We start from the raw sequence: 11908 nt of genomic DNA, 5'->3' as shown, positions 1-11908 counted from the left end.
AACATACCGGGAAACCACCTTGAGTAGTGCCAACGACACCAGTACAACCCCCTCTTTTCAACACCATGAGCTATTGCGAATTTGCGCAATTTATCGGCTATCTATCGCCCTAGTGTTACTTGGAATTTTCTATTCAGATATAGGAGCCGGCGCCCTTGGAGATACTGCACCGCTACTTTTCTTATATACAAGCGTGGTGTATTCCCTACTTAACTTTGGCTGGTTAATTTTTTTACGCCAGCAAGCCTATCAAGTAGGTACAGGCCAAATTGGTATCATTCTGGCCTGTGATATTCTGGTTTTCCTTCTTTTAATTGAATCCAGCGGTGGCTTGAACTCCGGTCTCGGCTATCTACTGCTAATCAATTGTTCAATCGGATCTATTCTTTTAGACCGCCGAATGAGTGCCTTCTTCGCGGCGCTGGCAAGTCTCGGGGTCATCGGCCTAGAGTTGTATAATTTGATCTCAGGTAAAGGCACCAGTCAGGATATTGTCGCCGCAGGAAGCCTAGGCCTGTTGCTATTCGCCACGGTGAGCGCATTACAGTATTTGTCTGTACGTATTCGTAGCGCCAATATTCGCGCCGACCAGCAAAGCCGCCAAGCTGCACACCTTCAGCGGCTGGCACAGCAGATTATTGAGCGTATGGGCACCGGAGTACTGGTAATGGGCCCTACTGGCCAGCCCGAGCTGATTAATCAGGCAGCCCGACGGCTCTTGGGAGAGCAGTTACACGCTAAAAGCCTCGCAGGGGGCTCACTACTCCAGTCAATTCGCCAGTGGCGCGATACTAAAGGACCCGATACTTCACTGCTACAAGGGGACAATGGTAGAGAACTGCACCTAAACTTCGCGAAGCTCGAGCATGAAAGCGGCAACAGTTCACTGGTATTCGTAGAAGATAATCGCAAGCTAACCGTAGCTGCACAGAAATTGAAACTTGCCTCTCTCGGACATCTCACCGCCTCCATCGCCCATGAGATTCGCAACCCTCTCTCGGCTATCAGCCATGCTGCCCAACTGTTGTCTGAGTCCTCCCAATTGGCTGAGGAAGATCACTATCTCACCGAGATCATCTGTAGGCAGAGCCAGAGGGTTAATCAGATCGTCGAAAATGTTATGCAACTCTCGCGGCGCCGAGCAGGCAATCCCCAGGAACATGACATCAGTAGCTGGCTACAACAGTTGATACAAGACTATAACGCCGGATCCATTGGGGCAGATCAAGTTGAGCTCGACCTACCTGAGAACCCCCTCAAAGCCAGGTTTGACTCGGCACAAATGGCCCAGGTGGTCACCAATTTAACCGACAATGCCCTGCACCACTCTCAAGTAGCCTCCGGCAAGAGACATGCCTCAATTAGTGTGTACTACAATTCTGAGCGCGGTTGTACTCAATTGGATGTGAAAGACCAAGGGCCTGGGGTTCCACAGGCACACCAAGACAAGATTTTTGAGCCCTTTTTCACCACCGGCAGCCGCGGCAGTGGTCTGGGTCTTTATATTGCCCGAGAACTCTGTGAAACCAATCAGGCCAATCTCTACCACTGCCGTAGCAAGGATGATATGAGTTGCTTTAGAGTTGAATTTGCTCACTAAAAGAATGTGACTTGATTCTGCTCAGGAATATTTCCCAAAATGTATGAGAATATTCGTAAAGAATTTCTGACATAATCAGAATCGGCACCTTTGCCCACAATCTCCACAAAACAAGAAAAGACAGAGAATTGATGCTACCTCTGGCCCTGGTTGTCGATGACGAACCGGATATCTGCAAACTAATCACACTCACTCTGCAGCGCATGGATGTGAACTGTCACACCGCCGCCAGCTTAGCGGAGGCAACACGCCTGCTTAAAGAGAACCACTATGATTTTTGCCTGACCGACCTGCGTCTGCCAGATGGCGATGGTCTACAACTAGTCGAGCATATCCAGAGTGGTGTTCTTCGAGACTTGCCCATCGCAGTGATTACCGCGCACGGCAATATGGATACTGCCATTAAGGCGCTAAAGCTCGGCGCATTTGACTTTGTCAGTAAACCGGTCGATTTAGAACGGCTTCGCAACCTCGTTCAGCTGGCCCTACGCGTGAATAGGGAGCGAGATCCACAACAGAGCAAGAGCGCGAAGCAGCTGCTCTTAGGGGAAGCCCCCAATATGCGCAAGCTGCGCGAACAGATAGCCAAAGTTGCGCGCAGTGATGCCCCGGTTTATATCAGTGGCGAATCGGGCTCAGGTAAAGAACTGGCTGCCCGGTCCATTCATTCCCAGGGAGCCCGTGCCGACAAACCTTTCGTCCCCATTAACTGTGGAGCCATTCCCACTGACCTTATGGAGAGCGAGTTTTTTGGGCATAAAAAAGGCAGTTTTACCGGCGCACATAAAGACAAAGCGGGTCTATTACAGAGCGCTCAGAGCGGTACTCTATTTCTTGACGAAGTTGCCGACCTACCTCTGGATATGCAGGTCAAGCTTTTGCGTACAATACAGGAAAAACGTATTCGGGCTATAGGCGCAAGCCAGGAAACTCCTATCGATGTACGTATCCTCAGCGCTACTCACAAGGACCTGGCCAAAGAGGTCAGCGAAGGGCGCTTTCGCAGCGACCTCTATTACCGCATCAATGTAATCGAAATATCCACACCCCCTCTACGCGAGCGCAGTGAAGATATACCCTTATTGGTCGATGCCATTATGCAGCGTATTGCCCAAAATTCAGGGACAATACCCCCTGGCATATCTACCGATGCCATGCAAGCCCTACAGGCTTTCCCCTTTCCCGGTAATGTTCGCCAACTCGAAAATATCCTCCAACGCGCCTTCACCCTATGCGATCATCAGGAAATTTGCCTTGATGACCTGCTACTGGAGAAGGATGAGCAATCGCAAGATCGAGAGGCTTCCTCTACTAGCACTAAAGGTGAAGCCTTAAATAGAAACCAATCGGAAGAAAACAATCGCTTTGATCCCAGCCAGTACAACTCCCTAGATGAATTCCTGCAGGATATTGAAAAAGAAGCGATTGAAAGCGCACTCACCAAGACTCGCTGGAACCGTACCGCCGCAGCTCAGAAACTTGGTATCAGTTTTCGCTCACTGCGTTACCGGTTGAAGAAATTGGGGCTGGAGACTTAAGGTGGTCAAGGGATATCACACTGATCCGTGTGATATCCCTTAGACATTCTTTTTAGCCATTAACAAAGTAAAGAGTAAAAAAAGAAGAGTCTCACCAGCACTCTGAAGTATTTGATCCAGTTGCCGTCCTAGCTCCTGCTTCATCCAACTTTAGCGCAGTGCATTCACTGTCTTTACTTTGGCTCTTTCCTGCAACAGGTTGCGCAGTAAGATCAAAAGTTGCTGCCGCTAAAATACCTGTGACTGTGTAGTAACCTTTCTCAGATTCAATACTGTTTCCCTCTGTGATTGATGCTGCGACGGCACAATTATCATTATTGTAAGTGCTATAAGTTGTAAAGCAGCGCTGTAACCTATGTGCAACGTCATTTAATACGGTTTGCGCATCAGTTCGATTCCCCTCTCTTATCATTTCCATATACGAGGGGATGGCTACAGCGCTGATGATCCCAATAATCAGAACAACAACCATCAATTCCACTAGAGTAAAACCTGAATTTGGTTTTTTAACATTCATTTTCATAAGCTACTTTCACCTAACGTATCCGTCTCCAAGAGATCCTTTCAATACCCCCAATCCGAAAACCGCCAGTAGTTCCAGCATTCCCACCAACATCTATGTATGGAGCAATAATTTTTCTTCCCGCAATAATTACATCGGAAAAACCGATAATAGCCTCGTCAACTTTTTTAGATCCACCAATGATCGACTCTCCAGCAAATCTAGGATCACCCAATGCTACTAATTCCATAATCCAGCCTGAGGCACCGGCAACACAAGGATCATCCGAAGGGATCAAAGTTGGGAAAATCAAGCGGTCATTAATCAGCAGGGGTTTACTAATTACTCTCTCTCCACTTATTGAAGAACCAGTAGAATTAAAATCCAAATACCATCCACTTTTTGTCGGCCACCAACTAGTGTCCCCATCGTTGGTAACGCTCCTAGAATTACCAGTTTCAACTATACTTTTTTGCATCAAATCAGAACGGTTGGTGCCTGACAAAACCACCCCTTTATCCACTATTCCATAAAAGCTATGAATAATGCTTCCAGCGGTTTGATCTGTTTGGCTTACATATTTCCCTGTACCAAAGTAAACCATAATCGCCCCATCTACTTCCGCATTAGAACCAAGTACCGGGGTAGAAGTAATTGGTTGAACCTTTCCATTTGGGTCCCTCGCAGTAAATAAGGGAGCATTACCTGAAAAAGCTAACTGCCATTTGCTGCCGGAAATGTCGAACTTCCACATATTACCCATCAAGTCCCCAGCATAAGCAGCATGCACCACTCTATTTGAGTCAATCAGTAATGAGGGACCGGCCAATCCATTATCCGTATTAGTATTTGTGGCAATTACCTGGATATCAGCTGGGTCAGCTAAATCAATCACCAGCAACTTAGCTTTATCATTGGCTGAATTATAACCATTACCAAATATAACTTTCCAACCATCCTCTGTAGGGGCAATTATTGGTCGCCCAAGAATATTGCCAATATCAGGATTAGAACCATCAATTTCAAATAGTATGTCAGGATTCTCAGGATCAGTAATATCTAAGGCAAATAATCCTTTAGCCCCTGCGCCATAAGTTCCAACGAGAACATTCATCCACTTTGGGCTACCGCTTTTATTCTTGGCAAAGTAGGCATCACTGACAAACAAAGGACCATCAACAAGATATTGATGCGGGTTATCCTCAGTACCATAATCCAGCGCTGCAACATTCTTTAATTTTGAATATATAGCACTGGGGACATATGCAAACTTTTCTGATCCATCAGATGAGTCAAAGGCATGCAGCATGCCATCATTCGAACTTACATAGAGAATTTCACTGCGGTTATTTTTTCGACCTTCAAGGTAGTCCTGATAGCTATTCCCCCCAAGATTGTCTGGAAGTGTTTTAAATTTTTGATCTTTATTACTCGCCAATACAGGGCTTGCATTTACAACATCCCCTAGTAAAACAGCCCTGTCACGTAGACCATCGACGTCTTCACCACGCACCCAGCTCAATCTTTGCTTTGCCAAATCTTCATCGTCAGTACCAATTAAGGCCGTCTTCTGGCTACTGGTTAAATTTGACCAAGAAAAATTAACCGTATCAGAACCATCAAAAGTTATGATATCTCGATTATTCGTTGGAATTTTTCCCGCTGTTGAGGTACTCCAAAGAGTCGTATCAGAAAGTGTTCCATCACTCTCCAGCCTAATAGATTTTATTTCGCCACTCCAATCACCCGAGTTGAAAATAGCTTGAAAGATTGCACTGTCTGTGCTCAACCTCGTTGAATTGGCTGCAACAGATGAAGAGGAAGCCTCTCTCTCATTTATTCTGGTAAGTAGATCGGAAAGCTGAGATGCAAATACAGTCGCATTTGCTGCATTGTAAAACCCCCCCCTACTGTTAACCCCAGCGTGGAGTAAATCATCTAGCTTCGCCGCATCACTATTATTAGGGTTTGGCCAGGAAATTGCCGCACCAGATTCAATAGCATTAAAAGCGGTATCAGAGTCAACACTACCTGTCACTCCTAAACCTACACCAAAGGTTACCATATGTTGCCAGTCTGCCGGATCAGCGTCCCCACTATCGACTTTATTATCGAGACTGCCATGTAAATCATTTTCCCAGTAGTACCTGGCTATATCTGCAAGAGTATTCGAACGAGAATCCTGAAATGGATTTCCATCATTACCATCTACATTACCAAAGCTAGATATACTGCTGTAATCATTACCATAACCATCTGTCATCAAAATGGTATAGCTCGCCCTACACGCAACTTGAGCACTGGAGTCATTAGTTCCAGGTTCCCCTGCCCAAGGACCATTCCTATCCGTTCGACTGTAATAGTCACCAACTCGCTTTAAGGCACTTAAGAGTGGAGTACCTGCCTGAGGAATATCTACACCGTAAAGATTTTCAAAAAAATCTTCACGATCATCTCCAGAAAAAGCGCGTACACCACTAATAATGGTACCCGTACTAACCTGATCTACATTGCTGGTTCCTTTATTTAGGGTTCCAAACCCCACTCTGAGACCTTCTGTTTGAGAAGAAAATGCCTTACCAATTCCAGCACGGGAAAGTAATACCCGGGAACGGTAATATGAATACCAATTAGCAAAATTCTGGATCTCCTCCTCATAACTACAAGAAGTAGTCGATAGTTTACAATCCGTTCGATCTTCGCTACGAGGGAAAGTCAGACCGGATCGAATCTCTTTACGGGTATAACTTGACGAATCAAAAAGACTACCATTACCGCTATATTGGAAGTAAGTAGCCGGATAAAAATACAAATAACCATTGCCACAAGCATCACTTTTATGGGAGTTCTTATTCGCAGAATCCCATAGCCAGCATTTTGCACGCTGATAATTATCAACTGTTAGATTTCTCCAACCTTTTGAAGTATTTGCTGGGTTATGGTAAGCCGCCTCTGGATTTGCCGCCGGCCAAAGAGAACCATCCTCCTTCGACCATGGTTCGTAGCGTATTTCTGGATTATAATATGTCTTATTATTATGAGCAGAACGGAAATAAGCCGCCCACTTATTATCATCTTCAAACCTTGGTATCGCCTGATCACCATTAGCCCAGTAATCACAACTTGATGTATCCCCATCTGCATATGGACAGGGTACAAATTTTACAGAGGAACTATTTGTTTCCGTATTTGGAAAAACATAGACGACCCGATCCAGCTTATTAAAGTAATTAGCCACTTCAGAAGGAGTAATCTCGAACTGCATTGAACCTGAGTCATCAAGAACAAACATAATATTCGGATCAGTACCCTGCTTTAAAAATAAAGGCTGTTGGGATAGCGTTAGGGACGCAGCACTATGGGCAATTCCAAGCGTTAGTGATGCGGCAATTACAGCAGAGAAACTTTTAATTTTTCTAGATATAAATGACATAGCTACTTTTCTCATCACCACTCAATCTTTCATAGTAGATTGCAAAATCACAACCGTATTTTCAGTACCGCCAACACCTCTACTAGTTATTCGGTAATAATTGGGAGGGACACCTTTATCCACAGACTCAAGATCAATAGCACCACCAGTTTCACCTGTATTACTTGCTTCAGTCGTCACCTTTTCCACAATATAAATTGGCTGGCTAGCTATATTTTCTAGATCAAGGTCAGCCTTTACCGACACACCAGACCAGCTAAAATCCAGCCAGAATCCACTATTTTTCGAACCATCTAACTCCTCACCATATCCAACAGTATCGCCATCAAAAATTGTACTAATAGGTTTATTAAGCTCGGTTATTAGATTTTCTTCAGCAACTCGAAGAGCAGACTCTGCGGCCTGAAACGCCAATTGACGATCCCGCATATTGCCTACCATAAGTTCCTGCATACCACTCCCACGGATAGCCGCAAGGCCAATAAATGTCATTAGCAACAACATGACCAAGCCAACTAACAAAGTGGCTCCTCGCTCCTGCTTGAAAGTACTGATTTCTTTATACATAGGAGACCTTATTATAATTAGGGCACACGGCTTCTTATTGTTACAACACTGGTAAACACCTGCCGAAGACGACGATCCCCTGGGTTATTTATAACTTTACCGTCAAAAGTGTATGGCTGGGCTTCTTGTAAAACACTGTCTTCAATACTAGCCACTAGTAAATCTAAGCGAACAGTTGAAACTTTCTTCCAATCAAGAATAGAACCGATTTTTTCTGCAGTTTGATAGGCATCAATAACATCATCATCATTGATATCCAAACCATAAGTGATCTGCATATCTTCAACACCTTCGAGCAACTCTTGTTGCTTTCCATTTACTTCCCTAAATAAGCTAGGGCGCCCGGAAGTTCCATTGGCAATATAGTAAAAAGTTGATTCTAAATTAATTACTTGAGCATCTTTTCCAAAAGAATTATGTCCGTCAGTAGTCTCATCGCCCCAAACTGCTACTTTGTTACCTGGCTCAAAAGAGGCATCCGAATGTTGTATTCCAATAGTTTCACTGGAGCTGGAACCAACAAAGCCGGTTGCCTGAAAAACTCTCACATAGCTACAACTTGATACTACAACGATATCACCTTCACAAAATCCACTATATTTATCTTTACCTTTATCACACTCTCCACTTTCCACTCCAGTATTCTCTACAAATATCTGGGTCGGATTACTCATATCCGCTACTCCAACGCCACTACCAAAGGCACTGCGAATTAAAATCGCATCAGTGCCTGCCAGTGCGCCATTTGGAAACCCAGCGACATCCTTGGAAGAATCCTCACCTTCTACAGCAACATCATATCGATAACTAATCAAGTCGCTGTTATTAAGGAAATTTTTCATATCTCCGCTACCTGAATGACGCGAAGGGTTTGCACATCCAACATAGCCAGCCATTCGAATATCTTCACTTAAAAACTCTATCGCCAAACGCCCAGTTTCCTGAACTCGCGACATTGCATTTTGCGTACTAAAGGTTAGGTTACTCGATAGAAATAGTTGGGTGACACCAGCTAGAAGCACTAGACCTACGGTAATTGATACCATAAGTTCTACCAGGGAGATCCCCGATTGTTCACGCATATACATCCCTCTAAATTCTCGTCATATACTGGAAGTTACTTTTATCCGCATTACCATCTGATCCGGTGGCATCATGTTCAGCCCATTGGATGACCACAGTACAAATATTATTTGTATCACATGAAATACCACCAGAGCCTTCTGGTAATAGCTCATTAAGTGCTTGTCGCCACTCGATCAGGTCAGATTGTGCCTGATTACCACTAGCCATTGGAGGAGCATCATTAATACCTAAATTATAATCAGCCAATCTGCCACGGCTCGCTCTCATTCGATCTAATAAATCGTAAGCAAGAATATTTGCTTGAGATCGCATGTAGGCACTATGATTGTACTGAAGTGCCCTGCTCTGTAGTGCGGCCAAACCAAGTAAAGATGTTGATAAGATCAATACGGTTACCATCACTTCAATTAAACCAACACCATACTGTGCATTAAATTTTTTCATATTATTCACAGCTTGTTTTAGATATTGAAATAACACCGGAGCTAGCGAGCACAATATTTTTTGCGCTATCTCCTGTACAGCCAGATGTTTTTACACTGATATTCGTCTGGACAAACCGACCTAGTGTACCCATACCCGTAAACCGCACAAACTTTGTTGCCGCATTTTGCGTAACACCAATAACAGCTTCCTCACCCTTAAAATCCCAACTGCGCAAAACACTATCAACAACAGGGTCAATAGCCTTTTCTGTCAAGGCTCCATCAACAAAAACTATCCAGCCATCAGACCATTTATTTTCTCCTGCACAACTAGAGCCATTACTACTTGCACAAATTGATACATTAGTACCGCGTTTTACCGCCTCACTACGAGAATAATGAAGCGCATTAATAAAATCATCGGCTAATGCAAATGACCTGTAATTATTAATCATATCTGTAAAGCTTGGGATAGCGACCGAGATTACAATTGCTAATACTGTCATAGCTACCAACAACTCAATTAAAGTAAAGCCGCTTTGAGTCTGCTTTTCCCCATGAGTACTTATAAATCGCTTACGATGCATTATTTCCTCAATTTACTCATAACTTACGTTCACTCATCCGCCAAGCATCTAGCAGTTAAAAGTCACCCAACGGTATAGTTAACAATTTAGCATCCTCACTTTCTTATCTCTATTAGCGACCGACAAGCGGCTTTTTCTGGGGGCTTAATGGTCTTCATAAGGAGAACTACTTCAAGGAGTAGAGATATGTATGAAGAATAAACAAGGGTTCACATTGCTTGAATTACTGATAGTTCTCACTGTATTGACGGTACTGGTGATGATCGCAACACCAAGCTTTATTTCAATGATTCAAGAGACACGCCTAAAAGCAGTAACCGAAGAACTGTTTAATGCTGTTCAATTGACTCGTACAAATGCTATTACCCACAATCAAAGAGTAACCATGAGAAACTTCGGAAGTTGGGAATTAGGCTGGGAGATTTTTCTGGATCCTGATAATGACGGTTTACGCAGTAACGATGAACACTTAATTCTCAAAAAAGAAGCCCTGAAGGAAGTGCAAATAGCACCTAACTCGCCAGTAAAGGACTATATTTCTTTTATAAGCTCAGGTGAAAGCCGGAAAACAGGCTCGCCATTGGGGGCGTTCCAAGCTGGAACACTACATGTCTGCGCTCAGGAAGTTCAGGCCGCACAGGCTCTAATCCTATCAAGAAGTGGGCGAATGCGGATTGAAAAGGCAGATATCGGCAACTGCCCCTAAAAAGGAAGTTACAATTATCAACATTTAGAAAGGCGCTAGCGCAGCTCCTTGGGCAAAGAGAAGCGAATATTCTCCTCACGCCCATCCATCTCTTCTGGCACTGTGGCACCAAGCCGTTGCAATTTGCCAATCACCTCTTGCACCAGTACCTCTGGAGCCGAGGCACCGGCGGTGATGCCAATGGATTTTTTGCCTGTGAGCCAATCGGCATCAATATCAACAGCGCCGTCGATTAATTTGGCATCGGCACCACAGCGCTCGGCCAGTTCGCGCAGGCGGTTGGAGTTGGAGCTATTAGGGCTGCCCACAACCAACACCAGGTCGCTCTCCAGAGAAAGTTGGCGGACAGCATCCTGGCGGTTTTGGGTGGCGTAGCAGATATCATCCTTGCGCGGACCGCGGATGTTGGGAAAGCGCTGTCGCAAGGCATCGATTACCCGGGCAGTATCGTCCATGGATAAGGTGGTCTGGGTAACATATGCGAGATTATTCTCGTCATTCACCTTTAGCTTGGCCACATCCTCCTCGTCTTCGACCAAGTAGATAGCACCACCAGCAGTGCCATCATACTGACCCATAGTGCCCTCTACTTCCGGGTGTCCGGCGTGGCCGATTAGTATGCACTCGGCGCCATCACTGCTGAATTTGCTGACTTCGATATGCACCTTGGTAACCAGTGGACAGGTGGCATCGAATACACGCAGGTTGCGATCTTCTGCTTCCCTTTGCACAGCTTTGGATACACCGTGGGCACTGAAAATAACGATAACATCATCGGGCACTTCCGACAGCTCGTCCACAAACACGGCACCGCGCTCGCGCAGGCTTTCCACCACAAACTTATTATGTACCACCTCGTGACGTACATAGATGGGCGCACCAAAGACATCTAAGGCACGGTTAACAATATCAATCGCGCGGTCGACGCCGGCACAGAAGCCACGGGGATTAGCCAGTCGGATTTGCATTTTTACTTCAGCACTCTTTCGATAATCTATTCAACGGGTGAAAAATTGCCCTTATTGAATCGAATCCACTGCGATAATTTTTACGTGGAAGCTCAGTGTCTGCCCTGCCAGAGGGTGGTTGAAGTCAACGGTTACTTCATCTTCCTCAATCTCGCGAACTACACCGGGTAATTCACCACTTCCATTATCAAAGGAAACTACCAAGCCAGGCTCCAGTTCAATATCCGGAGCGAAGCTGTCGCGGCGCACCTTTTGCATGTTGGCCGGATTACGCTGACCGAAGCCCAGCTCAGGGGGGATTTCGATTTCCGCCTCATCGCCAGCTTTGAGACCGAAGAGGGCTTTTTCAAAGCCTGGCAGCAGGCTGCCATCCCCCACACTAAAAGAAGCGGGATCGCCTTTGAAAGTGGAGTCCACCTCGGTACCGTCATCCAGCTTAAGGCTGAAGTGCAGAGTTACGCGGCTGTGCTCGCCGATAACGCTATTACTCATGGTT

General features: G+C 45.2%; 11 protein-coding genes. 3 read left to right on the top strand and 8 right to left on the bottom strand.

Annotation, left to right across the window (positions count from 1 at the left end):
• Window positions 1–19: 19 nt before the first annotated feature.
• Together ACJJIB_RS04320 and ACJJIB_RS04315 are read left to right on the top strand one after the other, a co-directional pair.
• Window positions 20–1600 (top strand): sensor histidine kinase, encoded by a 1581-nt coding sequence (locus ACJJIB_RS04320; RefSeq protein ID WP_444887982.1) that lies wholly within the window; start codon window positions 20–22, stop codon window positions 1598–1600.
• 131 nt (window positions 1601–1731) lie between these two features.
• Complete coding sequence (locus ACJJIB_RS04315; RefSeq protein WP_444887981.1) at window positions 1732–3138, top strand: sigma-54-dependent transcriptional regulator; 1407 nt, start codon at window positions 1732–1734, stop codon at window positions 3136–3138.
• A 91-nt stretch (window positions 3139–3229) separates the two neighbouring features.
• On the opposite strand, the gene ACJJIB_RS04310 is transcribed toward ACJJIB_RS04315, so the two are convergent.
• Genes ACJJIB_RS04310 through ACJJIB_RS04285 form a run of 6 tightly spaced genes read right to left on the bottom strand, consistent with a single transcriptional unit; the run spans window position 3230 to window position 9738 of the window.
• Window positions 3230–3661 (bottom strand): type IV pilin protein, encoded by a 432-nt coding sequence (locus tag ACJJIB_RS04310; RefSeq protein ID WP_444887980.1) that lies wholly within the window; start codon window positions 3659–3661, stop codon window positions 3230–3232.
• 13 nt (window positions 3662–3674) lie between these two features.
• Window positions 3675–7088 (bottom strand): pilus assembly protein, encoded by a 3414-nt coding sequence (locus tag ACJJIB_RS04305; protein WP_444887979.1) that lies wholly within the window; start codon window positions 7086–7088, stop codon window positions 3675–3677.
• Window positions 7089–7094: 6 nt separating this feature from the next.
• The gene (locus ACJJIB_RS04300; protein ID WP_444887978.1) at window positions 7095–7640 is read right to left on the bottom strand and encodes a pilus assembly PilX family protein; all 546 of its coding nucleotides are present in this window, start codon (window positions 7638–7640) and stop codon (window positions 7095–7097) included.
• A 17-nt stretch (window positions 7641–7657) separates the two neighbouring features.
• Window positions 7658–8722, bottom strand: coding sequence for a PilW family protein (locus ACJJIB_RS04295; RefSeq protein WP_444887977.1), 1065 nt, complete (start codon window positions 8720–8722; stop codon window positions 7658–7660).
• A 10-nt stretch (window positions 8723–8732) separates the two neighbouring features.
• Window positions 8733–9170, bottom strand: coding sequence for a type IV pilus modification protein PilV (pilV, locus tag ACJJIB_RS04290; RefSeq protein WP_444887976.1), 438 nt, complete (start codon window positions 9168–9170; stop codon window positions 8733–8735).
• Window position 9171: 1 nt separating this feature from the next.
• Window positions 9172–9738: a GspH/FimT family pseudopilin gene (locus tag ACJJIB_RS04285; RefSeq protein WP_444887975.1), complete on the bottom strand. Its 567-nt coding sequence runs from the start codon at window positions 9736–9738 to the stop codon at window positions 9172–9174.
• 190 nt (window positions 9739–9928) lie between these two features.
• Between ACJJIB_RS04285 and ACJJIB_RS04280 the strand changes: the two genes are divergently transcribed.
• Window positions 9929–10444 carry a GspH/FimT family pseudopilin gene (locus ACJJIB_RS04280; RefSeq protein ID WP_444887974.1) on the top strand — a complete coding sequence of 172 codons (516 nt, stop codon included), beginning with the start codon at window positions 9929–9931 and terminating at the stop codon, window positions 10442–10444.
• A gap of 35 nt (window positions 10445–10479) precedes the next feature.
• On the opposite strand, the gene ispH is transcribed toward ACJJIB_RS04280, so the two are convergent.
• Both ispH and ACJJIB_RS04270 read right to left on the bottom strand, forming a co-directional pair.
• Window positions 10480–11412 (bottom strand): 4-hydroxy-3-methylbut-2-enyl diphosphate reductase, encoded by a 933-nt coding sequence (ispH, locus tag ACJJIB_RS04275; protein ID WP_252084450.1) that lies wholly within the window; start codon window positions 11410–11412, stop codon window positions 10480–10482.
• Between the two features lie 51 nt (window positions 11413–11463).
• Window positions 11464–11904 carry an FKBP-type peptidyl-prolyl cis-trans isomerase gene (locus ACJJIB_RS04270; RefSeq protein ID WP_252084449.1) on the bottom strand — a complete coding sequence of 147 codons (441 nt, stop codon included), beginning with the start codon at window positions 11902–11904 and terminating at the stop codon, window positions 11464–11466.
• Between the last annotated feature and the right edge of the window lie 4 nt (window positions 11905–11908).

Source organism: Microbulbifer mixtoriginis (SeqCode), assembly GCF_052467705.1.
This window is presented reverse-complemented; position numbering and strand designations above follow the sequence as displayed.

Bases quoted from the DNA above. Each gene is read 5' to 3' on its own strand.
- ACJJIB_RS04305 (WP_444887979.1), bottom strand. From the start codon at position 7,088: ATGAGAAAAGTAGCTATGTCATTTATATCTAGAAAAATTAAAAGTTTC.
- ACJJIB_RS04280 (WP_444887974.1), top strand. From the start codon at position 9,929: ATGAAGAATAAACAAGGGTTCACATTGCTTGAATTACTGATAGTTCTC.
- ACJJIB_RS04300 (WP_444887978.1), bottom strand. From the start codon at position 7,640: ATGTATAAAGAAATCAGTACTTTCAAGCAGGAGCGAGGAGCCACTTTG.
- ACJJIB_RS04295 (WP_444887977.1), bottom strand. From the start codon at position 8,722: ATGCGTGAACAATCGGGGATCTCCCTGGTAGAACTTATGGTATCAATT.
- ACJJIB_RS04310 (WP_444887980.1), bottom strand. From the start codon at position 3,661: ATGAAAATGAATGTTAAAAAACCAAATTCAGGTTTTACTCTAGTGGAA.
- ACJJIB_RS04315 (WP_444887981.1), top strand. From the start codon at position 1,732: ATGCTACCTCTGGCCCTGGTTGTCGATGACGAACCGGATATCTGCAAA.
- ACJJIB_RS04270 (WP_252084449.1), bottom strand. From the start codon at position 11,904: ATGAGTAATAGCGTTATCGGCGAGCACAGCCGCGTAACTCTGCACTTC.
- ACJJIB_RS04285 (WP_444887975.1), bottom strand. From the start codon at position 9,738: ATGCATCGTAAGCGATTTATAAGTACTCATGGGGAAAAGCAGACTCAA.
- ispH (WP_252084450.1), bottom strand. From the start codon at position 11,412: ATGCAAATCCGACTGGCTAATCCCCGTGGCTTCTGTGCCGGCGTCGAC.
- pilV (WP_444887976.1), bottom strand. From the start codon at position 9,170: ATGAAAAAATTTAATGCACAGTATGGTGTTGGTTTAATTGAAGTGATG.